The sequence below is a fragment of the Mycobacterium kansasii ATCC 12478 genome (assembly GCF_000157895.3).
In the GTDB taxonomy this organism is placed as follows: Bacteria; Actinomycetota; Actinomycetes; order Mycobacteriales; family Mycobacteriaceae; genus Mycobacterium; species Mycobacterium kansasii.
This window is the reverse complement of sequence record NC_022663.1, coordinates 1,504,839-1,530,391: the sequence shown is the minus strand read 5'-3', so window position 1 is coordinate 1,530,391 and position 25,553 is coordinate 1,504,839. Positions and strand designations below refer to the sequence as shown.

Below are 25,553 nucleotides of genomic sequence, written 5' to 3'. Positions count from 1 at the left end.
AAGCAGTTCGGCGGGTGATCGAAGTCGGTTGCGTCAGCGCGCCGCCCCGTTGCTATGGGGGTGGCCTCGAGGTCAATGCCAGGAAGGCCCCCAAGTCGATCAATCCCGCGGGTGTGGTCGGCAGATATTGGGTCAGTATCTCGGAGCGCACGACAACCGCCGCGTACTGTGCCCGGCTGATGGCCACATTGAGCCGATTCCTGTTGAGCAGGAACGACATTCCGCGGGGAACGTCGTCTGCCGAGGAGGCTGTCATCGAGATGAAGACGACTGGTGCCTGCCCGCCCTGGAACTTGTCGACGGTGCCGACTCGGATTCCGTCCAGGCCGGCGGACCTCAATCGCTGCCGCAGCAACCCCACTTGGGCGTTGTACGGCGCCAGCACCAGCAGGTCGGAAGCCGCCAATGGCCGGGTACCGCGCTCGTCGCTCCACGACCGTCCGAGCAGCGCCAGGATCTCGGCCAGTATCGCCTCGGCCTCTTCCGGGCATTCGATCGAATTACCTTGGTGTGCAACAGAAAGCGCATGCACGCCGGGCTGGTAGCCAGCAACGCGGCGGGCGGTGGTGCACGCGGCGTGGGACTGCAATCTGCCCTCGTACGACAGCATCGAAACGGCAGCGCAGACCGCCGGATGCATTCGATATGAGCGGTCCAGAAAATAGCCACGCTCGTCGGGCAGAGTGCGCTGCCCGTCGACCAGCCAATCCAGCGCGGAGGCGTCGACTGGTTCGGGATGAGTGCCCTGACTGACCTGAGGAAGCTGTTGCGGGTCGCCGAGCAGCAACATGTTCGTCGCCGCCGGCGCCACCGCGATGGTGTTGGCCAGACTGAACTGGCCGGCCTCGTCGATCACCAGCAGATCCAGGCTGCCGCGGGGCACGCGTTGCTCGTTGGCGAAATCCCAGGCGGTGCCGCCGATCACGCATCCCGCATGGTCAGCGATGAATGCCGGGTAGTGCTTCTCGTCGATCTGCTGCCAGCGCGGAGCAGTGCGGTCATACTTTTTCTTGGCGACGCACCCGGGATCCAAGTCGGCGTCGATCACACAATCCAACAGGTTCTCCACGGCGGCGTGTGATTGCGCGACGACGCCGATGCGCCAGGAATGCTCGACGACCAATCGCTTGATCACCCGTGCGGCGGTGTGCGTCTTGCCTGTCCCCGGCGGTCCATGTACCGCGACGTATGAGGCGTCCAGTCCCAGCACCGCCACCGTAATGTCGGCGACGATGTCGGTTCCGCGCGGTAGCCGGGTGCGCGGCGGATGCCGCAGCAGCACGTCGACCAGCGCGGTACGGGGCAGTCGTGGCAGCCCGCCGGCGACCGCGGATGCGGTGGCCTCGATGGACTTGCGCAGCACCGTTGTCGGTACGGGTGGCCCGGGAGTCAGCGCGAACGGCAGTTGCTCAAACGTGTTGCCGTCACTGCCGGTTCGCTCCAGGATGACCACCTCGGTCGGCAGACCGGGGTCGTCGACCCCGACAACCTCGGCGTGGCCCGCGGCCCGACGGTCGGGGTCGTCGCTGATGCCGGGCGGAGCCGGCGGGTTATAGAGGGCGAACACGCTCGTCTTGAGGTCGCCACGCGCCAGCCCGCCGGTCAGCCGCACCCGCCGTTGCGGTTTACGCGCTCGCGCAGGCGTATGCCAGGCGGCAACCACCGACGTTTCGTCGGCAACGAAAACGTCTGTGCTGTCCGACCATTCGTCGAGCGGGTAGTTCAGCCGGTCGAAGTGCCCCCACCAGAACGGCTTATCCTCGCGGCGGTGGTAGCCGCGCGCCGCCGACAGCAACGCGACAACGTTCTGTTCCGGTGTGCGGTTGGTCGCTGCGTCGTCACCGACGAAGGTCGCCAATGCTGCGGCCAACTCATCGTGATCTTCGACCCTGCCGCTGTCGGCAACCGGCTGGACCCCGATCGGTGTGACCCCTGCTTCCCAAGCGCGCATCAGTAACCAATCGCGCAGTTCGCGGGTGGAGCGGCAGTCGTAGTGGTTGTAGTCTTCGATCTCCTTGAGCACCGCCGCGGCCTCATCCGTGCAGCCTTCGGCGCGTAAGTCGCAGTAGCGCGCGTAGCAGGTGATCGAGTCGGCTGCCGTCGTGACCTCACCGGCACGCAACCGGGCGCCCATATAGAGCGGCTCCAGCGCCTTGAGGCTGAACGACTCCGCGCCGGCGCGAAGACTTTTGCGCACCAACGGGTAGAGGTCGACGAGAACACCGTTGCGCAACAGCTCGTCGATGTCGTCCTCACCCACGCCGTAGCGCCCGGCAAGCCGCAGCAGTGCCGTTTTTTCGTAGGGCGCGTAATGGTAGATGTGCATGTTGGGATGGCGACGGCGACGTTTGGCAACCAGCGCCAGAAAATCCTTGAGGGCCTGACGTTCCTGTGCCCGGTCGTGCGCCCATAGCGGCTGGAAGGCTCCCGCCGGCCCGGCTTCCAATACGCCGAACAGGTATTCCAGCCCCCACTCGTGGCCATCGGCGGTCCACAGCGGATCGCCTTCGAAGTCGAAGAACAGGTCGCCGGCGTCGGGTTCCGGCAATAGCGCCAGCGGCTGCGGGTCGACGATCTCGTATTGCGGTTCACCAGTATTACGTTGCCGCACTTGTAGTTTGGCTTGCGCGGTCAACTTGCCGAGGACGCTTGGAGCCAGGCCCGGCACCGGTTGGGTGTGTTCGGCCAGCTTGTCGATTGTGGTGATGCCGGCGTCTAGCAGCTTTTCCCGCTGGGTGACACGCATACCGGCCACCAGCAGCAGGTCGTCGGTTGCGCGCAGTTGCTCGGTACACAGCGGACAGCGAAAACAGGCGCGAACGCCAGGATCGTCCCAGCACACCGCGGTGCCCGAGGCGTAATGATTATCGAGCAGCCGCTGCAATACCGCGCGCTGGGACCGGTAAACGGGGATCAGGTCGCTAATCCGGTACCGCACGACGGTGCCGTCGCCAAGCTCCAACTCGGCCTCCGGCGCTACCGGCACCCCGCAGCCGGCTAGTGCGTCAGCGTAGGCCGCCAGCTGCAGCAGTGCGGTGACTTGAGGTGAGCGCGCCAGCTTGGTGTCGGCGATCCGATAGCGTTCACCGTCTCGGATCAGGAAGTCGGCGAACCCCACGAAGCGGCCGTCGAACAGCGCAGCCTGATACACCACCCGGGCATGGTTGGCGATGGCGTGCCGAGTCGCCGCGGCGGCGGCCGTCAGCCCGGCGAGTGTGTATGCCGGACGGCCGATGACAGCGACGCCGTCGCCGAACTCGTCGCGCAGTCGGTCGAGGCGGCGTCGTTCGTGTTCGTTCCCCAGTACGGCTGCTCTGGCGAGCAGTTCGTCCGCAACCGGCGCTGCCGGGCCGCGGCCGAGCTTCGCGTCGAAATCCCTGAGCAGCGCATACTCGCAACGCGCGGCGGAGGCGAGATCCGATGCGCTGTAGACCAGGGTGTCGTCGCTGAGGAACACAACCGCAACGGTAGGTCAAGGGTCCGACATCGATGGCGAACAGGCGTAAACGCCTTGTTGGCTTTGGTGGTAGGAGCACGCCGCCGGGGGGCGGGGGCGGGCCAGGTGCCGCCGCTCGGTGCGAAAAGCCGGTGATCTGACCGGAAATCTGGCGACCATGCTCCGCGACTTATTCGGTTACCCGCCTGGTGTGTTGCCGAGGACTTCGACGCCGCTGCCGTTCCACCGGAATTTCACCAGGCTGTTCAAGCCGGTGATCCCGCCGGAGTACGTCAACGCGACCGTGTCTCCCGTGGACTGCGACTCGTCCACACCGGTGAACCCGTAGGTGTCGGGGACCCCCTGCTTGATGAATTGGCCAAGGTGGAACATCACCGCGCGGGTGGTGGGATTGGTGTCGTTTGTGTTGGCCTTGACGATCACCGCGGACAGCTGCGCGCACTCGTTATAGTTGCCGGCCAGCGGTTCCGGATTCCAGGGCTGCTGACTGCGGGGATCGCGAGGCAGCTCGGACACGACCCGGACGATTGCGGGCGAGGCGAGGTTGACCGCACACGGGTCGGCCGGGGCCGCACTACTGGTGGGTGGGAGAGCCGCCGCCGACGACGGGGTCGTCGGGCTCGACGCGCTGGAGGCAGCGACCGGAGGTGTGGTTGCCTGCGGCGTCTTCGCGACCGTGGAATCCCCCGAACCACAGCCCGTCAATGTCGCGGCGACCAATGCCGTCGCAGACACGCCTATCAGTGGCGCGGCACGGCGGGGGAGCGACCACACGACGGGAACCGTACCGCGATCGGGCTGCAGATTGTGTCAGGCGTGGCCGTGCCAGCGAGATCCGGCGCGGGCTGGCCCGCCGCATTCACCCCGCACGGTCCGTCGGTGGTTTGAGGTGAAGCCTGAATCACAGGTGCCACAGGTGTCACCGGCGGACACAGTGTTGTCGGTTTGCCCGGCTACCAGCGACACTCTTCGAAGCGAATGTGCGGCAGCGTGATTTGCTCAAAGCCGGTCAAATAGGCACACCCGACCTCGGGGTGATTGCAGCAGTTGTCAATCGTGAGCCAGGTCGGTGTACTTCCTGTCCGCGTCAGCGACGCGGTGCTTGTCCGACGGGGCGACACGGAATACCGATATGCCGAATGACTGCCGCGAAAAGCATTGCATCGAGCCACAATCTGCGACTACCTACTTGACCGGTGGCGGCATCGGCGCGTACTTCGACGCCTCGACGACCCTGAAGGTCGCCTTCTTCATCGCATCGTGCTTGTCGCTGGCTACGAAAACGAACATGTCCTTCCGGGTGGCTTGACCCGGCGCAAGCACCTCGACGAAAGCGGTGTCGCCTGCGATGCGATTTCCGCTGGCGTCCAAGGCTTCAACGTCGACGCTGAAGGATGCGCTCTTATTGCTCTTGTTGCGAAGCGTGACAATCATCTTGCCGGACCTGTCCGGATTGTCATCGGTGACAAATTGACCGAACTGGACGTCGAGATCGTTCCGCAGAATATCTTCCGTGCTCTGGCCAGTTATGGCCTTCCGTGAGTCGCCTCGGTCCTTGAAGGAGTTGGCGATGACAACAATCCAAAAGGTCGCCAGGATCAGTGCCAGCACGCACAGGAGCGTGCCGGCAATGGCCATGGCTTTGCCTGCCCGGACTCCTTTGCTCGCCCGAATCATCGCGATGACGCCACACGCAAGGCCCACCACGGCGAACGGAAAGGCCGCTATCCCGAGGGCGGGAACCAGCCCTAGACAAGAACCGAAGACGCCACACAAAAGAGCAGTCACCGCGAAACCGTTGCCTCTTTGTGGCTGCGGCGGGTGCTGCGAAGGAACTTGCGGGGGCAGCCCACCCGCTGCTGGGGCATGTTGCCACGCTTGAGGTGGCGGTTGGGAAGACATACAGACCCCGATCGGTGAAAGCGTCGTTGCTGATGGACGGAAGCTAAGCCGCAGTGCTTGCGGCACCAGTAGTGCCAGAAGTCCCTGACCAGAAGCTAAATGGCCCTTTCCGGCCAATTGGGCCAAGACGGGACGAGGCCAGGCTCTGTAGCAGGACAAAAACCCCCGACGGGCGGCGGCGGGAGCCGCAAACGCTCGCTGCTCTCGCCGACAGTGATCGCCGTCGGCGTGATTGTCTACCGTGCGGCGTTGGTTGCCATGTTCCTGGCGCACGTTCGTAAGGTGCCGTCGATGCCGAGGGCATCTGTGGACACCCGAATTCGTCGTCGAGATATCGAATCACCGCGGCCATCCCCCTTGGCGGCCGATCGGCCGCCGTGCCGTACGGCATAGCGGCGGATCCCGGCTAAACTCCGTGTGAAATGCTCACCCCGGACAACATGCCCGTCGCCCCTCCCGACACCTTCGTCGACCTGCAGATCCATCCCTCGGTCTTGCGGGCGATCGCTGGCGTCGGCTACGAGTCGCCGACGGCCATCCAGGCCGCGACCATCCCGGCGCTGATGGCAGGTTCCGACGTGGTGGGGCTGGCGCAGACCGGCACCGGCAAGACCGCCGCGTTCGCGATCCCGATCCTGTCCAAAATCGACGTCACCAGCACGGCGACCCAGGCGCTGATTCTGGCGCCCACCCGGGAGCTGGCGCTGCAGGTCGCCGAGGCGTTCAGCCGCTACGGGGCGTATCTGCCGAAGCTCAACGTGCTGCCGATCTACGGCGGGTCGTCGTATGCCGTGCAGCTGGCAGGGCTGAGGCGCGGCGCGCAGATCATCGTCGGTACGCCCGGTCGTGTCATCGACCACCTGGAGCGCGGGACCCTGGACCTGTCCCGGGTGGACTATCTGGTGCTCGACGAGGCCGACGAGATGCTGGCCATGGGTTTCGCCGAGGACGTCGAGCGCATCCTGTCCGACACCCCGGAATACAAACAGGTGGCCCTGTTTTCGGCGACCATGCCCCCGGCGATCCGCAAGATCACCACCAAGTACCTGCACGACCCCCTGGAAGTCACGTCCAAAGCGAAAACAGCTACCGCGGAGAACATTTCGCAGCGCTATATCCAGGTAGCCGGTCCGCGCAAGATGGACGCCCTCACCCGAGTCCTCGAGGTCGAGCCCTTCGAGGCGATGATCGTATTCGTCCGCACCAAGCAGGCGACCGAGGAGGTTGCCGAAAAGCTAAGGGCTCGAGGTTTTTCCGCGGCGGCCATCAACGGCGACATTCCGCAGCAGCAGCGGGAGCGGACCATCACTGCGCTGCGTGAGGGCGGCCCCAACGGCATCGACATCCTGGTCGCAACCGACGTGGCGGCCCGCGGACTCGACGTCGAACGCATATCGCATGTGCTCAATTACGACATCCCGCACGACACCGAGTCCTACGTGCACCGCATCGGACGCACCGGCCGGGCCGGTCGTCCCGGGGCCGCGCTGTTGTTCGTCTCCCCACGCGAACGCCACCTGCTCAAGGCGATCGAAAAGGCCACCCGGCAAACGATGACCGAGGCCGAGTTGCCCACGGTCGAGGACGTCAATGCCCAGCGGGTGGCTAAGTTCTCAGACTCGATCACCGACGCGCTCGCAAAACCTGGCGTCGCGCTGTTCCGCAAGCTGGTCGAGGACTACGAACGTGAGCATGATGTCCCGATGGCCGACATCGCCGCGGCGTTGGCGTTGCAGTCGCGAGACGGCGAGGCATTCCTGCTGGCACCCGAACCACCACCCGAGCGGCGCAGCGAGACCAAGAAACCCGCAAGCGACCAGCATGCCGAAAAGCGCAGAAACGGCCCGGCGCTGAGCACGTACCGGATCTCGGTCGGCAAGCGTCACAAGATCGGACCCGGAGCAATCGTCGGCGCGATTGCCAACGAAGGAGGGTTACACCGCAGCGAATTCGGCCACATCAGCATCGGGCCGGATTTCTCGTTGGTGGAGCTGCCGGCGAAGCTGCCACGCGCAACGCTCAAAAAGCTTGAAAGCACCCGGATTTCAGGCGTGCTGATCAACCTTCGGCGAGATGGGCCGGTGAAGGCAAGCCGCTACGACCGCGGCAAACCACGACGGAAACGCATCGGATGACCCTGTCCAAGGCCGAGGACGACCAAGGCGGACTCGAGCAGATCTCACACGTGGACCGCGTCGCGTCGCTGACCGGAATCCGGGCAGTCGCCGCCCTTTTGGTGGTCGGCACCCACGCGGCTTACAGCACCGGCAAGTACACCCACGGCTATTGGGGCCTGGTGTCGTCCCGGATGGAGATCGGTGTGCCGATCTTCTTCGTGCTGTCCGGTTACTTGTTGTTCCGTCCCTGGGTGCGCTCCGCCGCCACCGACGGCCCTCCACCTTCGTTGAGCCGTTATGCCTGGCATCGGGTCCGGCGGATCATGCCGGCCTACGTCGTCGTCGTGCTGATCGCCTACGTCATCTACCACTTCCGCACCGCCGGGCCCAACCCCGGACACAGCTGGATGGGGCTGGTGCGCAACCTGACGTTGACCCAGATCTACACCGATGGCTATCTCGGTTCCTATCTGCATCAAGGGCTGACCCAGATGTGGAGCCTGGCGGTGGAGGCAGCTTTCTACGTGGCGCTCCCATTCCTGGCCTACGTGCTCCTGGTGCTGGTCAGCCGGCGGCGCTGGCAGCCCAGGTTGATGGTCGGGGCGCTGGCGGGAATGGCAACCATCACGCCGGTCTGGTTGGTCCTGATTCACACCGTTGGCTGGTTTCCCGACGGAGCTCGCCTCTGGTTACCCAGTTACCTGGCCTGGTTTCTCGGCGGCATGATGCTGACCGTCCTGCAGGCCATGGGAGTGCGCTGTTACGCGTTTGCCGCACTGCCGTTGGCCGTCATCTGCTATTTCATCGCCTCCACGCCGATCGCCGGCGCGCCCACGACCTCGCCGTCGGCGGTGACCGAGGCAGTGGTCAAGGCGTGCTTCTACGCCGTGATCGCAACGCTGGCGGTGGCACCGCTGGCCCTCGGCGATCAGGGCTGGTACTCCCGGTTGCTGGCCAGCCGACCGATGGTGTGGCTTGGTGAGATCTCCTACGAGATCTTCCTGGTCCACCTGGTGACCATGGAATTCGCCATGGTTCACGTGGTCCGCTACCGGGTATACACCGGATCGATGCTGAACCTCTTCATCGCGACGATGGTGGTGACCATCCCTGTGGCATGGCTGCTGCACCGCTTCACCCGAGTCAAGACGTAGGTGTCGGCGCCGTCCGGTCGTTCAGCATTTTAGGTTACCCTGCCCTAAATTGATGCGAACGCGACGAAGGAACGACAACTCATGACCGAACACAAGGCATCACGGGGCTGGCAGGGTGCGGTGTTGAAGCTCATGCGGGCCGGTGACTACCGGCTGACGGTGACTGGCTGGCGCGAGATCAGCCCCCACTACCTGCGGTTGAGCTTCGACGACGGCGGGATGTTGGGTGAACATGCCGTGCATCCGACCATGTGGATCCGGATGTGGTTCTCCGATGGCGACAAGTCGCACCAGCGTGGTTATACGCTGGTCGACCCCGATCCGGCTGCGGGTGCATTCGACGTCGAGTTCGCCCTGCATGAGGGCATCGCGTCGGACTGGGCACGCAACGCGCAACCCGGCGACACCATCGATGCGACGGTGCTGGGCAGCAAGTTCGCCATCCCGGATCCGCCACCCGGCGGCTACGTCATCGTCGGTGACACCGCATCACTGCCGGCGATCAACTCCTTGCTGGAATCGATCGGCGAGGCCCCCGCGCGAGTGTTTCTCGAGGCCGGCTACGACGAGGACAAATCGCTACCGGTCGCCCGCACCGACGACGTCACGTGGGTGGATCGCAAGGACGACGGCAATGCGCTGCTCGAGACGGTGCGCGGGGCGGCATTCGACGCGGGCGATCACTTCGGCTGGGTTGCCAGCAGCACCCGCACCACCCGCTCGGTCGCCAAGGCACTGCGTGAGGACTTCGGCATTCCGCGCAAATCTATTAAGGCACAAGCCTATTGGATGGCCTGACCGGCGAAGCGGCTCAGGTCGACCCCGGCCAGCGAATCGAACGGTGACCGCCGGCATATGGGGCGTTCCTCTCGACGCGTAACAGCCGATTACTTCCGCATCACCGGCACCGTCGGGATCCTTGGCTCCACCGGAACCCGGTGTATGGGCGGTACGGGCCTCGGAGTGGGTGTCGGAGGTGGCGTGGGCCTCGGAGGTGGCGGCGGCGTCACCGGCGGCGTGGTGGGCGGCGGGGTCGTGGGAGGCGGCGGCGTCACCGGCGGCGGGGTCGTGGGCGGCGGCGGCGTCACCGGCGGCGGCGTGGTGGGAGGCGGGGTCGTGGGCGGCGGGGTCGTGGTCGGCGGGGTCCCGCATGGCGGTATGGGTATCCGCGGCAGGCCTCGCAGTAACTGCTGAATGGGGAACAACTGCGACCAGGCCTGTGAGACGCCGACGTGGTATCCGAACATCGCCGAGACGTCCCGGGCCCACATCTCCTCATATTCAGCTTCCATTGCCGCGATCGCCGGCATGTTGAATCCAAAGATGTTGGTATTTGCCAGGGCTCGGGTGATGGCCCGGTTGGCGGCAATAATCACCGGCGACACCGTGGCGGCGCACGCCGCCTCGAAAGCCGCCACCACGGCGCCGGCTTGGCAGGCTGCCCCCTCGGAATGGGAAGCAGCGGTGGCGAGCCACGCCGCATACGGTGCGGCCGCCTCGGTCATCTTCGCCGCCGCCGCACCCTGCCACGCTCCGCACGCCAGGTCGGAGGTCACGGACGCGAATGACGCTGCCGCCGAGCGCAACTCGCCCGCCAACTCACCCCAGGCCGTTGCCGCCGTAAGCATTGGCCCCGATCCGGCGCCAGAACATAACAGGGCCGAATTGACCTCTGGCGGAAACATGGCGTACGACATCGTCGATCCTTCCTTACCGGCACCTCACCCAGTTGCTTTCGCGCACGTATCCGTGCACAGCCGGCGTCCACGCCGGCAGGCCCCTTGACTGCCTACCAAATCCGGTCGTTGAGGAACCGGGTTCTCAGCTGTCCGTCGATAACGGCGAGCGGCGCACGGCCAACCTCGGCAACCGGCCGGCCAGCGGCAGGGTGGGCCGTCTGCTGCGCTTACCGACATGCCGCGAAACCACCTCCACCCCGGCTGAACATTCCAGTCTGGTCGCCGAAGCGCCAAGCCCCCGGCGCAGGATTCGCCTTATCTTAGAACGCGTAGGCCGTGACCAAAACGGGATTCAAGAAAATGCGGCCGATGCAGCCGATACAGTGCTCCGGCGGCACGCCGATGAACGAAGCGCCTTAGCGGCAGGTGTTTTCGCATGCCCGAACCCGGGCGTCGGTACCGGCGGAAGTCGCGGGTTGCCGCGGGAAGCTCGATGGTCATCTGGGTGGCGCGAACGTCCGGCAGCCGCATCATGACGTTGTGAAGTGGCTATGGGGAGGCCGATACCGGGGCAACGACGGGGACGACGAAATCTTCGATCATGGCCCGCTCGTCGGCTTCGTCGCGTCCCGGGAACGTCAGCAACGAGATGATCACGCGCACCGCCCAACGGGCCCGGCGCTCGACGGCGGCTCCGCCAACGGAGCCGAGCGACTGCAGGAACGCAGCAGCCAGGGCGGCGATCACCTCCGACTGTCCGGCCAACTCGCCGCCGATCGGCGGACGGGTCGCGGCAAACCACGCCGCCAGCGCGGGGCTCTCGCGCACCATCCGCAAGGTGGCGGCGATGCTCGCGACGAGCCGTTCTTGCGGATCCTCGACCCCGCTGATCTGCTGCATGATTTCACGACCGAGCCGCCTGGTCTCCCGGTGCACGTAGGCAGTACGCAACGCCTCGCGGCTGTCGAAGTACCTGTACAGCGTCGCACGGGAACATCCTGCGGCCCTGGCGATCTCGTTCATGCCGATCGAGGCCGGGTCGCGCACAGTGTAGAGCTGCGCGGCCGCGTCGAGGATGCGGTCTGCGGCCACCTCGGTGCGGCGCGCGGCCAGCCAATCGGTTCCGGCCATTACGACTTCACCCGAAACGGCACCGACAACGGCCGGCGGACGTAGCTTCCCCCGGACCACACGATTGCGGGCTCGTCGATTTCGAAGTCCGGGCAGCGCAGCAGCAGTTCGGTCAGGGCGACCCGTGACTGCATGCGCGCCGCGGCGGCACCCAGGCAATGGTGGGCACCATGACTGAAGGTCAAGATGTTGCGTGGGCAGCGGGTGACATCGAGTTCACCTGCGTCCGACCCGTATTGGCGCTCGTCGCGATTGGCGGACCCGTACAGCAGCAATACCTTGCGGCCGGCCGGGACGGTGGTGTCACCGATCGTCACGTCGTTGGTCACGGTGCGAGTCAAGCCCTGTACGGGCGAGGTGAGCCGCAGTAGTTCCTCGATTGCGTCGGGTATGCGTTCTGGTTGGTCCACCAGCAGCTGCCGCTGATCGGGCCGCTGCTGAAGCAACGGCATCGACCCGCCAAGCATTCCGGTGACGGTGTCGTTGCCACCGGTGACCATGGTGAACGTAAAGGCAAGAATCGAAAGAGTGCCGGCGATGTCGCCGTCTGCCCCGACCCCGGCGGCGACCAGGTGTGAAATCGTGTCGTCCCCGGGTTCGGTTCGGCGGCGCTCGATCAATCCGGTGAAGTAGGCCATCATCGAGCCGACCGCATCGCCGACCGTTTCCAGTGCGCCGGCGATGCCGCCTTCGCCGGTGTTGGCCGCGACGATGGCTTGGGTCCAGCCGTCGAACTGGGCCCGATCCTCTTCGGGCACCCCGAGATAGTGCGCGACCACCATCGACGGCAGGGGTTTGAACAGCTCGGCGGCAATGTCGCCGCCGCCGTTGGCGCGCAGCCTCTCGATGCGTTCGACGACGAACTCTTTCACCTTGGGCTCTACCGCCTCGACTTGGCGTGGGGTGAAACCGCGCGATACCAGCTTGCGAAACTCGGTGTGCAACGGCGGGTCCTGCATCACCATCGGCGGGTTGTCTTGCAGCCCAATCAACTCCAGCTCACCGTAATTGACCGTGAGCCCCTGTGCGGAGGAGAACGTCTGATGGTCGCGGGCCGCTGCCCAGACGTCGGCGTGCCGGGACAGCACGTAGTAGTCATGGTCCGGACTATCGGGCGGGACGACATGGTGGACCGGGTCGTGGTCTCGCAGTGCCCGGTACATCGGCCAGGGATTGGCCCATGTTTCAGCGGTGGCGAGCTGAAACACCGGCGGAGCACCATGAGACACTGCAGCTATCATGTCTCATTGATACGACAATGGTCGGTTATATGTCAACAGTGCGCTCCTGGGCAGTGCCGGTCGAGTCACATCAGCCACACGAGTCTTCGGCGGCGTGAAGTGTGTCTGATGAACGGCAAATCCGTTGCACACCTTCGCTTTACTTGCGGGTCTCTGACCTCGCCCGCCCCCTGCTCGATCGGCAGACTGCTAGCGAATGTGCATCCAGGGATTCGAATGCGCGCCCTTGGCGGAGCTCAGGCGTCTGGCCGCGCCGTCGCCGCACACTCGGCGCCCTGGCGGCACACTCGGCGCCCTGGCCGCACACTCGGCGCCCTGGCCGCACACTCGGCGCCGTCGCCGCACACTCGGCGCCCTGGCGGCACACTCGGCGCCGTCGCCGCATGAACCGCCCCGCGCCGTAGCCACGGTCCGCGACCGATCAGATCCCGCTGCCGGGGTTGAGGATGCCCAGCGGGTCCAATGCCTGCTTGATGCGCCGGTTGAGATCCATCGCGTCAGGCCCGAGGTAACCCGCCAGCCACGGCCGCTTGAGCCGGCCGACGCCGTGTTCGCCGGTGATGGTGCCGCCCAGCCCGACGGCCAGGTCCATGATTTCGCCGTACGCGAGCTGGGCGCGCTCGGCCATTGCGATGTCTGCGGGGTCATAGACGAGCAGGGGGTGGGTGTTGCCATCGCCGGCGTGGGCGATCACCGAGATCATCAGCTCGCGTTGGTCGGCGATCCGCGCGATCCCGGTGACCAATGAGCCCAACGCCGGCAAGGGCACCCCGACGTCTTCCAGCAATAGCGATCCCTTGGTCTCCACCGCCGGAATGCAGAATCTGCGGGCGGCGACAAACGCCTCGCCCTCATCCGGATCATCGGTCGAAAAGACTTCTGTCGCACCGTTGTCGGCGAAGACGGCGGCCATGACCGCGGCGTCCTCGGCGCCGGCGCCACCGCGCTCGTCGGAGCCGGCCACCAGCATGGCCGCCGCGCCGCGGTCCAGGTCCATGCGCATGGTGTCCTCGACGGCGTTGATGGCCACCGAGTCCATGAACTCCAGCATCGACGGGCGAAGCCGCGCCGTGACGCCGAGCACCGCGTCGACGGCCGACTCCACCGAGGCAAAGCTGGCGACCACGATGCTCGACGCATGCTGCGCGGGCAGTAGCCGCAACGTCACCTCGGTGATGACGCCGAGCGTGCCTTCGCTGCCGACGAACAGCTTGGTCAGCGAGAGCCCGGCCACATCTTTCAAGCGGGGCCCGCCCAACCGGACCGCGGTGCCGTCGGCCAGCACCACCTGCATGCCCAGCACATAGTCGGTGGTGACGCCGTACTTCACACAGCACAATCCGCCGGCGTTGGTGGCGATATTGCCCCCGATGCTGCAGATCTCGAACGACGACGGGTCCGGCGGATACCAGAGGCCGTGTTCGGCGGCGGCCTGCTTCACCTCGGCATTGAACAGGCCGGGCTGGCATACCGCGGTCCGGGTGACCGGGTCGATGGTGATGTCGCGCATCTTCTCCGTCGACAGCACGACGCCGTCGTCCAAAGCGGTGGCCCCGCCCGACAATCCGGTGCCGGCTCCGCGGGTGACCACTGGTACCCGGTTGGCGGTGGCCCAACGCAGTACGGTCTGCACCTCGTCGGTGCGGCGCGGCCGGACCACGGCAAGGGGCTCGCCCGCCGACGGATCCAATGCGCGGTCGTGACGGTAGCCGTCGGTCACCGCGGGGTCGGTGACCACCATCCCGTCGGGCAGCGCGGCGATCAAACTGGCCAGCGCCGGTGCGTTCAGGGCGTCGACGGCGTTCACCGAACCGATCCTACGGCGGCCGCTGTACAGTGAAGCGGTCCTGGGACGGGTTCGGGCAGAGTTGGTGTCGGTTGTTTGGAGGAAGGAAACTCGGCAAGGTCGGTGTTCGCGCGTTTGCCGATGTGTTGAGCGCTGAGCAGTCGATCATCTCGATCACCATCGCCAACCCGAACCCGGTCAGTAACACCGAGGTTGGACGCTGCGGCTGCGGGTCATACCGGAAACCGAGCCGTGGTTCGAGGCAAACCTGACGGCGGTGTTCCCGGAGTCGACCAGGCCGCGGCCCGGAATGCGACTGGCGGTGATCTATGACCCGAAAGATCACAACCGAATCGAACTGGACCACCAGCAGGCAGCAGCCGGTGTGGCCATGGACGCCGTCACCGCGGTTGCGCAACCGGACCTGGCCGACACTCAGGTGCTGGGGATGCCCCTTGGCGACATCATCCGCCAAGCCATGGCCGACCCGAACGCGTTGCGGGAAACGATGATGCGCCGGGGCATGGAGATGCAGGACCAGGCGGTCAATGTGGTCTGGTCCAGCGCCCCACCGCATAGCTCGGAACCGATCGACAGGTTGGAAAGACTGGCCGCGCTCAAAGAGCGCGGCATGCTCACCGACGCGGAATTCGAGCAGCCGAAGCGCCGCATCCTCGGCAGCTGACCGGCTACACCGGCGAACTTTGCCGAGGCATCTCTTCGGGCGCGCGGTCCAGTTCCCGAAGCGATGGGAGGCGCGTGCACACCAGTCCGGTCAGCAAGATCGGTAGCGCCAACGCCAAGAACGTCACATTCAGTCCGGCGGCATCGGTCAGCGGGCCGGCCAGCAGTAATCCCAACGGGCCGGCGGCATAGGCCAGCGACGTCATCACTCCGACCACCCGGCCGCGCAGATAGTGCGGTGCCCGGGTTTGCATCACGTAGTTGTAGATGGGCTGGATCGGCCCGTAGACCAGCCCGATCACTGTGCAGCACACCAGGATGACCGGCAACGGTGGCAGCAGTGCGATGACAGCCGTCGCGCCACCAAGGGTGAGCACCGCGGTGAGCATGATCGTGCGCCGGCTCACGTAGTTCGACACCGTGGCGTAGCCGAGCGCGCCGACCAGGCCGCCAAGACAGATCGCCATCAACACCGAGCCCAGCTGGGCCGGTTGGTGGCGGTCGGCGAAGTACTTGGGGAACAGCACGCTTTCCATCGGCAGATACAGCGCGGTCACGCTCAGGTCGATCAGGGCCAGCGCGCGCAATACCCGCAAACTCCACACGAAACGAAGTCCCTCGGCGACCCCGGAGACCAGCCCGTCGGGGCGGGCCGTGTGATGCGGCTTGCCGGTGCCCTCGAGTCGCAGGGCGGCAATGGCCAGGATGGACAACCCGAACGCCACCGAGGTGATCCACATCGTGTTGATGCCGCCGACCGTTGCGATCATGACGCCGCCGATGCCCGGACCCACTACAAAGGCGAGGTTGAGGATGGCCTCGTAGATGCTGTTGACCCGATCCAGCGACCAGCCCGCCCGGGCGGCGGCCTCGGGCAGCATCGACTGGCGGGCGGTTATCCCGGCCGGGTCGAAGGCGGCCGAACAGGCGCCCAGTGCCGCAAGCACAGCCACGTTGACGGCGCCGGTGCCCAACGCCCAGGCCACCAGCGGGACGGCGGCCACCGCGGTCCCGGATAGGGCGTCGGACACCATCGACACCCGGCGACGGCCGAAGTAGTCGACCGCGGTGCCGGCGACCAGCGTCGAGAACAGCAGCGGCAGGGTGGTCGCGCCGGCAACAATCGACGCCTGCCCCGCGCTGCCTTCGCGCTGCAACACCAGCCACGGGAATGCCACGATCGAGATACCGTCGCCCGCACACGCCATCAAGGTGGCGAACAGGATCAGAAATACCGGGCCGCGGCTGCTGTTGTTGTCCATGGGTATCGCGGCTGAATCTAACGCCATAGCCGTATCGGGGACCACTGAATTTCGCCCGCCGTGCACGATGTTGGTGTGCTCATGCATCCGAATACCGGCCGGGCATTCGGGTCTCCGGTCGATCCCGGCACCGGCTGGCCGGGCGATCCGGCGACACCGCAGACCCCGGTGGCGGCCGATGCCGCACAAGTCGTGCAACTGGCCGGCGCGGCACGCTCGATTCGCGAACTCGATGCCCTGGTCAGCGTCTGCCGGGCCTGTCCCCGACTGGTGGGCTGGCGGGAACACGTCGCCGCCGGCAAACGCCGGGCCTTCGCCGATCAGCCCTATTGGGGACGGCCGGTCCCGGGCTGGGGGTCGGAGCGGCCGCGGCTGTTGATCGTCGGCCTGGCCCCGGCCGCGCACGGGGCCAACCGGACCGGGCGCATGTTCACCGGCGACCGGTCCGGAGATCAGCTGTATGCGGCGCTGTACCGCGCCGGCCTGGTGAACCAACCGACCAGCGTCGACTCCGCGGACGGCTTGCGCGCCAATCAGATTCGGATCGTCGCGCCGGTGCGATGCGCGCCGCCGGCCAACGCGCCCACCCCGGCCGAGCGGTTGGCCTGCTCGCCCTGGCTGGACACCGAGTGGCGGCTGGTTGCCGACGACGTCCGGGTGATCGTTGCCCTGGGGGGGTTCGCCTGGCAGGTCGCGTTGCGGATGTCTGGCGCGCTCGCCAAGCCCAAGCCGCGGTTCGGTCATGGTGTTGTGGCCGAGGTGGGGTCGAGACTGCGATTGCTCGGGTGCTACCACCCGAGCCAGCAGAACATGTTCACCGGTAAGTTGACTCCGGAAATGCTCGACGACGTAATCCGCGACGCCAAGACTCTGGCAGGAATTGAGTAAGGGTGCGAACAGTTCTGGTTTCCGGTGCCAGTGTGGCCGGTACTGCGGTTGCGTACTGGCTTGGGCAGCAAGGCTATTCGGTCACAGTGGTGGAACGCCACGCCGGGCTGCGGCCGGGCGGCCAGGCGATCGATGTCCGCGGTCCGGCGCTGACGGTGCTGGACCGCATGGGGCTGCTGGCCGCAGCGCAGGCGTGCAAGACTGGCATCCGCGGCGCCTCGGTGGTCGATCGTGACGGCAACGAGTTGTCCCGGGACACCGAATCGACACCGACCGGCGGCCCCATCGACAATCCCAATATCGAGCTGCTGCGCGACGATCTCATCGAATTGCTCTACGGCGCAACCCAACCGGGGACCGAGTACCTCTTCGGCGACAGCATCACCGCGTTGGACGACGACGGCGCCTCGGTCGCGGTGGCCTTCGAGCGCGCCGATGCCCGCAGCTTCGACTTCGTGATCGGCGCAGACGGATTGCATTCCAACGTGCGCCGGCTGGTTTTCGGTCCCGAGGAGCAATTCATCAAGAGGCTGGGCACTTTCGCGGCGATTTTCACCGTGCCCAACTTTCTGGAGCTCGACTATTGGCAGAAGTGGCATTACGGGGACGCCACCATGGCCGGGGTCTACAGCGCGCGGGGCAACACCGAGGCCCGCGCCGCACTGGGATTCATGGACCCGGATCTGCGGATCGATTATCGCGACAAAGAGGCTCAATTCGCCGAGCTGGAACGTCGGATGGCCACCGACGGCTGGGTTCGCGCGCAGCTGCTGCATTACATGAAGTCGGCGCCGGATTTCTACTTCGACGAGATGTCGCAGGTCGTGATGGACCGCTGGTCCAAGGGCAGGGTCGCGCTGGTCGGCGACGCGGCATACTGCTGTTCGCCGTTGTCCGGACAAGGGACCAGTGTTGCCCTGCTGGGCGCCTATATCCTGGCCGGTGAGCTCGCGGCCGCCGGCACCGACTACCAGCGCGGCTTTGCCAACTACTACGCCGAATTCAGCGGTTACGTCGAGCGCAACCAATGGCTGGTCAGCGACAACATCCCGGGTGGCGAACCGATACCTCAGGAAGAGTTCGAACGCGTCGTGGACTCGCTCACGCTCGAGGACTACCAACGGCGCTGATCCTGCCGCGAAATCGTCGGCCGTGATCGGCACATCGGCCACACCGCCGGTCGCCATGCGCCGCGCTGTGGGTGTGATCGCTCACAGTGGCACGTGTCGCGGTCGAGGTCCCGAGACGTCTCCGCCGGCGCCGGTAAACTTTGTGGCGGCTAGGTGGGTTCGGTCCGCCAGCCCCTTCTCCCGGTAGTCGATCAAGCCGCGCTGCATCGCAAACCCATTGCCTCCAAATAACGGTGAGCTTCGACCGTATCCGGTAGTCCGTGACTCGCCGACACCAGCCAAGACGGAACAAGGAGCCTTTGCGTATGGTTCACCGCTATAGCTACCGCGTCGTCTGGTCACCTGGACACGACAAATACGCGGCCCACTGCAACGAGATACCGGTCGTGTCGTCATTGGCCAGCACTCCGCAGGAAGCTCTCGACCAGATCGTGCGACTGGTTGCCGACCATGACGATGCCACGGACGGCCCGGTCACGAGCGCGATCGTGGAAAGGCCCGCCATCGCTGGGGAGATGCCCGCCGGCTCACCACGATCGCGGCATCGGCCGCGGGTGGTACCTCGGTGGCGCACCCGCTGCTGAGCCGACGAGAGCTGGCTGCGGGTCGACCGGCTCGCCGGCCGCGGCGGGCGTCAAGCCGGATCCGGCACATGACTGTTGATCCACTGCACCACCTCGTCCGCCGGTAACGGCGGACTGTGCACGAAACCCTGGGTGATGGTGCAGCCGTAGCGCCGCAGCGCGCTCAAGGTCACCTCGTCTTCGACTCCTTCGGCAACCAGGTCCGCTCCCAGGCTGTGGGCCAGCGCCACCGTCGACCGCACGATCGCAACCGACCGCGGATCCAGGGCCAGTCGCGCCACGAACACCCGGTCGAGTTTGAGTTCGTCGACCGAGACGTCCTGCAAGCGTGCCAGCGACGACCACCCGGTGCCGTAATCGTCGAGCGAGATGCGAACGCCTAGGTGCTGCAACGCCGCGACGGTATTACGGGACCGCACCGAGTCGGCGAGGGTGCTTTCGGTGATCTCGACAATGAGAGCGTCCGCGGGCACGCCGTGGGCCTTCAACAGCCCCTCGATCGTGCCCTCCAGATCCAGGTCAAGCAGATTTGTCGTCGAAAGGTTAACGGCGACCGTCAAATTCATGCCCTGGTCACGCCAGGACCGGAGCTGGGCGAGCGCGAGATCGAGGGTGCGGTTGGCCACCCTGCGCATCAGCCCGGCACGTTCGGCGGCGGGCAGGAACTCCTCGGGAAGCAGCATTCCGCGGCTGGGGTGCTGCCAGCGCAGCAGTGCCTCGACGCTGTGGACGCTACCGTCGTCGGCGTTGACCTTGGGCTGATAGTGACAGGTCAGTTCGTTACCGTTCAACAGCGCGGCGCGTAGATCATCGACGAGGGCGGGATCGCTGTCGCGATACAGCTCAAACGCCGGGTCGTAGGCCACGACTTTGCTTTTGGCGCCTTTGGCGTGCGGGATCGCCGTCTCGGCGCGGTTGAGCAGCTCCTGCGGATGGTCACAGTGGTCGGGGTAGAGCGCAATGGCGATGCGGGCATCGACCTGCACGGTCACCGGATCCAGCCGGAACGGTTCACCGAAGGCATCGAGCAGCCGACCCGCCTGGGCGCGTGCGGCAATGAGATCCGCGCCTTCGCCCAGTAGGATCGCGAACTCGTTGTCACCGGTGCGCGCCAGCAGATCTTCCGGACGCACATACTGTGACAAGCGATTCGCGATGCGGCACAACAACTCCTCGGTCATGTGACGACCGATCGAACCGGTGATCTCGTCGAACTCGGAGAGATGCAGCAACAGCAGCGCTCGACGTGCTGGGGCTCTGGGCGCCAGGTCCGGCGCGTTGACCGACAGCGCGGTCAGGGCTGTCGCCAGCGAACGCCGATTGGGCAGCGCTGTCAACTCGTCGGTCATGGCGTGCTGGTGGGTTTCGGCCAGCGCGCTGACGTCGCGGAAAGCCACCGAGAACCGCGCCGCGACCGCGATCAGGCTCAACGCGGCCAAAGCGCCCGCGATCCGCGAGTGCGGGCCCAGCACAATGACTCCCAGCGCCACGACGGTGCAGGCCACGGGCGCGGCGTACGAACCGAGTCCACGCTTCGGTGCGGGCCCCGCCGACGACCAGGGCGCCCAGCTGGCCATCGCCACCAGTAGCGAAGACGCGGGCCACAGGGCATCGAACCAGGTTCCCATCCGGTACGAACCGGCGGCGGTTTCGAAGAGATACAGGGTGTCGGCGGCGGCGAACAGCGTGAACCCGGCGACCAGCAGAATCCAGCGAAACTCGTTGCGCAAGCCCAGGATCGGCAGCATGCCCGCCGCAAGGGCCAGGAGGACCAGATCGCCCCACGGATAGACCAGGCCTACCAGCACCGTGGCCGGTGCGCGGGCCGCCGCCGCATGAATGGGCCCTGCGGTCAGGGCGGCGGCAACCGCGGCGCCGGCCAATCCACAGATCAGGGAATCGAGGCGCACCCCAACCGGCACCCTCTTCAGCCGCGCCCGCATGAGCAGCAGCAACCCGGCGTAGCCGAACGGATAGAACGCCAGGTAGAGCGGATCCGCTAAGGACGGCGACTGACCATCGGGCACCCACAGCCAGTAGACGATGTCGCCCGAAGCTAAGCATGCTTGTCCGGCCGCAATGAGCGACCAAGCCACCCGGCCGGCGGCAACGTGATAGGCGCGAGCGGCAATCACCGCAGCCGCCAGCAGGGTCAGCGCCGGATACCAGGATTCGGCGAAGACCCTGTGACCGCCATGCACGGTGAGCGCGGTGTAAACGGCGACGCCGATTGTCAGTAGCGCCAGGGCAATCCGGACGCCCACGGGCGGCCACCAGACTCTGCGGCGCGGCGGACGGTCCCGTTGGGCCGGTGTTGCCGCCGCGTTGCCGGCCAACCGCCGCAGCAGCGGTGCCGTCTTGTCCTGTGCAGGCTCGGAAGGACGGCACGTGTCCGCGCCGGCCCCGCGGGCGGAGGCGTTTCCCGGGGCGGCTGACGGGGTGGCTTCCGGGGTGGCCCGGATGGTCGATACCGGCGCATTGGGATGCCGTGCGTGCGCGTCGGGGAAGGGCGCATCAGGCACGAAACTGCGGATCCGTTCGCCGCCTTCGCGTTTGGCGGCATACATGGCCAGGTCGGCATGCCGGAGAAGCTCGTCGACGGTACAGCTCGATCCCGCGGTGGCGACCGTATACCCGATGCTGGGACGTACCGTGACCGGAACGCCGTCGATGACGATCGCCGCGTCGAATGCGTCGAGTACCCGATGCGCCGCGGCTTGTGTCTCCTCGACGGAGCCTTCGATGAGCACCGCGAACTCGTCCCCGCCCAGCCGGGCGATGGTCGCCGTTTCGTCCAGGGAAGCGGTCAGCAGGCCGGCGACCCGAACGAGAAGCTCGTCGCCGGCCGGATGACCCAGGGCGTCGTTGACCTGCTTGAAGTTGTCCAGGTCGAGGCATAACACCGCGATCGGCGTCGGGCGCTGGTCCCGAGCGGCGATGGCTCGTTCCAATCGGTTGAGGAACCGGGTCCGATTGGCCAGACCGGTCAGGCTGTCGCGAAACGCCTCCTGCGCCACCTCGGCCAGCAAAGCCTGGTTCTCGACCAGGACGACGAGCTGGCGGGCCAGCGCCGCAGCCACCAGAATGCCGAGTGCGGCGAACAGGAACGGCCACCGCCGCACCTGGTCCATGAGGTGGCCCAGGCCGATCGCCGCGGCCAGCACCAGCGGTAGGTACGGCAACCACAGCCGGATCCGGGACGTGACCTCCGCACCCGTCTCGCTCGCCTCGTCCGAAACGGCGGTCGAGGATTCCCTGAGACTGGCCAGCGCGGCCAGCGCCACCAGTCCCAGGCCGGCGACTCGGGGCAGGTCGACCAGCTCACCGGTGTGATAGCTGCCGATCCCGGTCTGGAACACGATCACGATGTCGGCGCCGCCGATAACGGTGATCCCGGCGGCTAACAGGCTCAGGCTGGGCCGCCCCCCGGAGAGGGTTCGCGACAACACCAGAATCGCAGCCGTCATGACGACGACATCGGCGAGGACATGGGTGAAAATCACGGCCCGCGAGCTGCTGGCGTCGCGTACCACGGTGTTGAGGATGAATACCCACGTGGCCACGAACAACGACGTCGCGACGATGACACCGTCGAGGATCAGCCGCCAAGGCACCCGGCGAACGGACTCGGACAGCAGCAGCAACGACGCCGTGGCTCCGACGGGATACCACAGCAGCGCCGTCTCAGCCGCCGTCGGGTGTGCGGCGTGATCGAGCGGCGGGCACGCCTCGAACAGTGCGCAGATGACCTCACCGATCGCCCACCCCGCCAGCGCCGTTGTCAGCGCCAGCCATCCCCATCTGCGTCGCCCGGCGGCCGCGCAACGGGTCGCGTTGCCGGCACATCCCGCGGTGAAAAGCAACGACAACACCGGCACAAGCTGGTTGGCCGGCCGAGCCGGGTAGGCTCCCGGCCAGCCCCCGATCGATACTGCCGCGGTCAGCGCCACAGCGATGGCGTATCCGCCGCCAACAAGCCAACCAGCGCGCGCCGGCAGTCCGAAGCGCCCCCCCGGATTGGGCGTGCCGCGTTTCATAGCCGCTCCAGTCGCTTCGCACCCCATTGCCGGTGACAACTGGCAGCTTCACCGCGCGCTCTAGCGCAGGATAATCCGTTACGACCGGTCCGGCTTGACTACGACCGCGTTTGCCGGGCCGGGGTCAACGCAAAGATCGGGATGGGCCGCGGCGTCCGGCGCTGGTAAACGGTGTATCGATTCGCGGTGTTCTTGTTGGCCAGCTGCCACATCCGGGAGTAGTCCGCGTCGTCCGGGATGACCCGTCGTGCGGTCACCGCCAATCGCCGTGGGCCGAGGTTGATTTCGCATTGCGGATGCTTGCGCAGGTTGTGGTACCAGCCGGGGTGGCGATCGGCTCCGCCGTTGGAGGCGACGATCAGATACGAGTCGCCGTCGCGCGCGTAGGCGAGCGACGTGGTGCGCGGCTGGCCGGTCTTGGCGCCAACGGTGTGCAGCAGCAGGCAAGGTGGAACACCCGGGATGCGGTGCCCGATGCGCCCATTGGTCTTCTGGTAGACCGTGTCATGCAGTCGCAACAGCGGCGCGCCGACTAGTCGCTCGAACGGCGTGAGATTGCTCATGGTCCAGCCTTACTGGCTCGTGTCGATCCGGGCCAGCGCCTCGCGCAGCATTCGCCCGGTGGCCTCACGGTCCGGGTCGCGGCGTAGCACCATCGCCTTGGCAAGCGCCAGCTTGTCGCCGTTGCGCCGCGGTAGCACGTGCAGGTGAATGTGGAACACCGTCTGGAAGGCGGCGCTGCCGTCGTTGATCGCGATGTTGGTAGCGTCGGCCAATTCCGTCGCGCGGGCGGCCTTGGCGATCCGCTGGCCGATCGTGACCATGTCGGCCAGCGTGTCCGGCGGGGTGTCGGTGATGTCCACGGTGTGTCGTTTGGGTAGTACCAGGGTGTGGCCGCGGCTGAATGGGCGGATGTCGAGGATGGCCAGATAGCCGTCGTCTTCGTAGATCGGAATGGCTGGGGCTTCACCGGCGACTATCGCACAGAACACGCAGGGCATAGGGCCCACGGTACTGCGCCCGACGCCGATCCTTCCGGACGGACCCGCAGCCGGCGACGCTTGGGGGAGCACCTGGAACCGCCCGATCGAGCGGGATACGCTGCGGCAGTGGACCCTAACGATCTCGCCTTCGTCGGCGCGGCGGAGCAGGCGCAAATGCTGGCAGACGGTGAGATCACCGCACCGGTGCTTCTCGAGGTCTATCTGGAACGAATCGAGCGGCTGGACAGCCAGTTGCGCGCCTACCGAGTGGTGCGCTACGACGGCGCGCGCGAGGAGGCCGAGGTGGCCCAGCAGCGCCTCGACGCCGGCGAGCGGCTGCCGCTGCTCGGCGTACCGATCGCGGTCAAGGACGATGTGGACCTCGCCGGAGAGGTGACGACATACGGCGGCGGCGGGCACGGTCCGGCGGTGACGGCCGATGCGGAGCTGGTGCGCCGGCTGCGCGCCGCGGGTGCCGTCGTCATCGGCAAGACCAATGTGCCCGAGCTGATGATGATGCCCTACACCGAGTCGCTGACCTTCGGTGCGACCCGCAACCCGTGGAACCCCTCCCGGACTCCCGGTGGCAGCAGTGGCGGCAGTGCCGCCGCGGTCGCTGCCGGGTTGGCACCGGTGGCGTTCGGATCCGACGGCGGCGGGTCGATCCGGATCCCGTCGACCTGGTGTGGAGTGTTCGGGCTGAAGCCGCAACGTGACCGGATCTCGTTGGAGCCGCACGACGACGCGTGGTACGGGCTCAGCGTCAACGGCCCGATTACGCGTACGGTGCGGGACGCCGCGCTGCTGCTCGACGTGACGACCGCGGTGCCGGGTCCCGAGGGCGAATTCGTGGGGGCCGCCGCACGCGAGCCGGGACGGCTGCGAATTGCCTTGAGCACCAAGGTTCCTACGCCGCTTCCGGTCCGGGTTGGCAAAGCGCAACTGGCAGCGGTCGACCAGGCGGGGGCATTGCTGCACGATCTCGGCCACGACGTGATCATTCGCGACCCCGACTATCCGGCCGCGCTGTACGCCAACTTTTTCCCCCGCTATCTGCGCGGTATCAGCGACGACGCCGACGCGCAGGCTCACCCGGAACGTCTGGAAGCGCGCACCCGCAACATCGCCCGGATGGGGTCGTTCTTCTCGGACCGCCGGATGGCGGCGCTGCGCGCCGCGGAAGCCGCGCTCAGCAGCCGGATCCAGTCGATCTTCGACGACGTGGACGTCGTCGTCACCCCGGGTACGGCGGCCGGCCCACCGAGGATCGGCGCCTATCAGCGCCGGGGAGCGGTGTCGACGCTGCTGCTGGTGGCCCAACGGGTGCCCTACCAACAGGTCTGGAATCTGACCGGCCAGCCCGCCGCCGTGGTGCCGTGGGACTTCGACGACGACGGCATGCCGATGTCGGTGCAACTCGTCGGCCGGCCCTATGACGAGGCGACCCTGCTGTCGCTGTCGGCGCAGATCGAAGCCGCCCGGCCGTGGGCGCACCGGCGACCGCCGGTGTCATAACAA

General features: G+C 66.5%; 19 protein-coding genes. 8 read left to right on the top strand and 11 right to left on the bottom strand.

What is annotated here, in order from left to right; translation table 11 throughout:
• Window positions 1-52 precede the first annotated feature (52 nt).
• From MKAN_RS06530 to MKAN_RS06520, 3 genes are all read right to left on the bottom strand, one after another.
• Window positions 53-3,457, bottom strand: coding sequence for a TM0106 family RecB-like putative nuclease (locus MKAN_RS06530; protein WP_023366414.1), 3,405 nt, complete (start codon window positions 3,455-3,457; stop codon window positions 53-55).
• Between the two features lie 177 nt (window positions 3,458-3,634).
• The gene (locus tag MKAN_RS06525) at window positions 3,635-4,231 is read right to left on the bottom strand and encodes an LppP/LprE family lipoprotein (protein ID WP_036392488.1); all 597 of its coding nucleotides are present in this window, start codon (window positions 4,229-4,231) and stop codon (window positions 3,635-3,637) included.
• Window positions 4,232-4,642: 411 nt separating this feature from the next.
• A complete protein-coding gene (locus tag MKAN_RS06520) occupies window positions 4,643-5,245 on the bottom strand; it encodes a DUF4190 domain-containing protein (protein WP_129111703.1) in 603 nt (200 codons plus the stop codon).
• Window positions 5,246-5,781: 536 nt separating this feature from the next.
• On the opposite strand from MKAN_RS06520, the gene MKAN_RS06515 reads away from it, so the two are divergent.
• The 3 genes from MKAN_RS06515 (at window position 5,782) to MKAN_RS06505 (ending at window position 9,428) form a co-directional block, all read left to right on the top strand.
• Window positions 5,782-7,494, top strand: a complete 1,713-nt coding sequence (locus MKAN_RS06515; protein ID WP_023366408.1) for a DEAD/DEAH box helicase — start codon at window positions 5,782-5,784, stop codon at window positions 7,492-7,494.
• Entirely contained in the window at window positions 7,491-8,630 is a 1,140-nt protein-coding gene (locus MKAN_RS06510) for an acyltransferase family protein (protein WP_023366406.1), read from the top strand. Before MKAN_RS06515 ends, MKAN_RS06510 begins: the two co-directional genes overlap by 4 nt.
• An 81-nt stretch (window positions 8,631-8,711) precedes the next feature.
• Window positions 8,712-9,428, top strand: coding sequence for a siderophore-interacting protein (locus MKAN_RS06505; RefSeq protein WP_023366404.1), 717 nt, complete (start codon window positions 8,712-8,714; stop codon window positions 9,426-9,428).
• An 89-nt stretch (window positions 9,429-9,517) separates the two neighbouring features.
• Here MKAN_RS06505 and MKAN_RS29370 read toward each other — a convergent pair whose 3' ends face one another.
• From MKAN_RS29370 to MKAN_RS06475, 4 genes are all read right to left on the bottom strand, one after another.
• On the bottom strand, window positions 9,518-10,327 hold the full coding sequence (locus MKAN_RS29370; RefSeq protein WP_080674026.1) for a PPE family protein: 810 nt from the start codon (window positions 10,325-10,327) through the stop codon (window positions 9,518-9,520).
• 531 nt (window positions 10,328-10,858) lie between these two features.
• A complete protein-coding gene (locus MKAN_RS06485) occupies window positions 10,859-11,440 on the bottom strand; it encodes a TetR/AcrR family transcriptional regulator (protein ID WP_023366397.1) in 582 nt (193 codons plus the stop codon).
• Complete coding sequence (locus tag MKAN_RS06480; RefSeq protein WP_023366395.1) at window positions 11,440-12,681, bottom strand: cytochrome P450; 1,242 nt, start codon at window positions 12,679-12,681, stop codon at window positions 11,440-11,442. Before MKAN_RS06480 ends, MKAN_RS06485 begins: the two co-directional genes overlap by 1 nt.
• Before the next feature lie 421 nt (window positions 12,682-13,102).
• Window positions 13,103-14,470, bottom strand: coding sequence for an FAD-binding oxidoreductase (locus MKAN_RS06475; protein ID WP_036392832.1), 1,368 nt, complete (start codon window positions 14,468-14,470; stop codon window positions 13,103-13,105).
• Window positions 14,471-14,744: 274 nt separating this feature from the next.
• Between MKAN_RS06475 and MKAN_RS06470 the strand changes: the two genes are divergently transcribed.
• The gene (locus tag MKAN_RS06470; protein WP_198036527.1) at window positions 14,745-15,152 is read left to right on the top strand and encodes an SHOCT domain-containing protein; all 408 of its coding nucleotides are present in this window, start codon (window positions 14,745-14,747) and stop codon (window positions 15,150-15,152) included.
• A gap of 4 nt (window positions 15,153-15,156) precedes the next feature.
• On the opposite strand, the gene tap is transcribed toward MKAN_RS06470, so the two are convergent.
• Window positions 15,157-16,413 (bottom strand): multidrug efflux MFS transporter Tap, encoded by a 1,257-nt coding sequence (gene tap / locus MKAN_RS06465; RefSeq protein WP_036392835.1) that lies wholly within the window; start codon window positions 16,411-16,413, stop codon window positions 15,157-15,159.
• A gap of 60 nt (window positions 16,414-16,473) precedes the next feature.
• Here tap and MKAN_RS06460 point away from each other — a divergent pair, with 60 nt between their 5' ends.
• From MKAN_RS06460 to MKAN_RS06450, 3 genes are all read left to right on the top strand, one after another.
• The gene (locus MKAN_RS06460) at window positions 16,474-17,301 is read left to right on the top strand and encodes a uracil-DNA glycosylase (RefSeq protein WP_036392495.1); all 828 of its coding nucleotides are present in this window, start codon (window positions 16,474-16,476) and stop codon (window positions 17,299-17,301) included.
• A gap of 2 nt (window positions 17,302-17,303) precedes the next feature.
• A complete protein-coding gene (locus MKAN_RS06455; RefSeq protein ID WP_023366385.1) occupies window positions 17,304-18,431 on the top strand; it encodes an FAD-binding protein in 1,128 nt (375 codons plus the stop codon).
• Window positions 18,432-18,736: 305 nt separating this feature from the next.
• Window positions 18,737-19,015 carry a hypothetical protein gene (locus tag MKAN_RS06450; RefSeq protein ID WP_023366383.1) on the top strand — a complete coding sequence of 93 codons (279 nt, stop codon included), beginning with the start codon at window positions 18,737-18,739 and terminating at the stop codon, window positions 19,013-19,015.
• Window positions 19,016-19,065: 50 nt separating this feature from the next.
• Here MKAN_RS06450 and MKAN_RS06445 read toward each other — a convergent pair whose 3' ends face one another.
• The 3 genes from MKAN_RS06445 to MKAN_RS06435 form a co-directional block, all read right to left on the bottom strand.
• The gene (locus MKAN_RS06445) at window positions 19,066-23,052 is read right to left on the bottom strand and encodes a bifunctional diguanylate cyclase/phosphodiesterase (RefSeq protein ID WP_023366381.1); all 3,987 of its coding nucleotides are present in this window, start codon (window positions 23,050-23,052) and stop codon (window positions 19,066-19,068) included.
• A gap of 98 nt (window positions 23,053-23,150) precedes the next feature.
• Entirely contained in the window at window positions 23,151-23,615 is a 465-nt protein-coding gene (locus tag MKAN_RS06440; protein WP_023366379.1) for a nitroreductase family deazaflavin-dependent oxidoreductase, read from the bottom strand.
• A gap of 9 nt (window positions 23,616-23,624) precedes the next feature.
• On the bottom strand, window positions 23,625-24,053 hold the full coding sequence (locus MKAN_RS06435) for an HIT family protein (protein ID WP_023366377.1): 429 nt from the start codon (window positions 24,051-24,053) through the stop codon (window positions 23,625-23,627).
• A gap of 108 nt (window positions 24,054-24,161) precedes the next feature.
• On the opposite strand from MKAN_RS06435, the gene MKAN_RS06430 reads away from it, so the two are divergent.
• Complete coding sequence (locus MKAN_RS06430; protein WP_023366375.1) at window positions 24,162-25,550, top strand: amidase; 1,389 nt, start codon at window positions 24,162-24,164, stop codon at window positions 25,548-25,550.
• Window positions 25,551-25,553 lie beyond the last annotated feature (3 nt).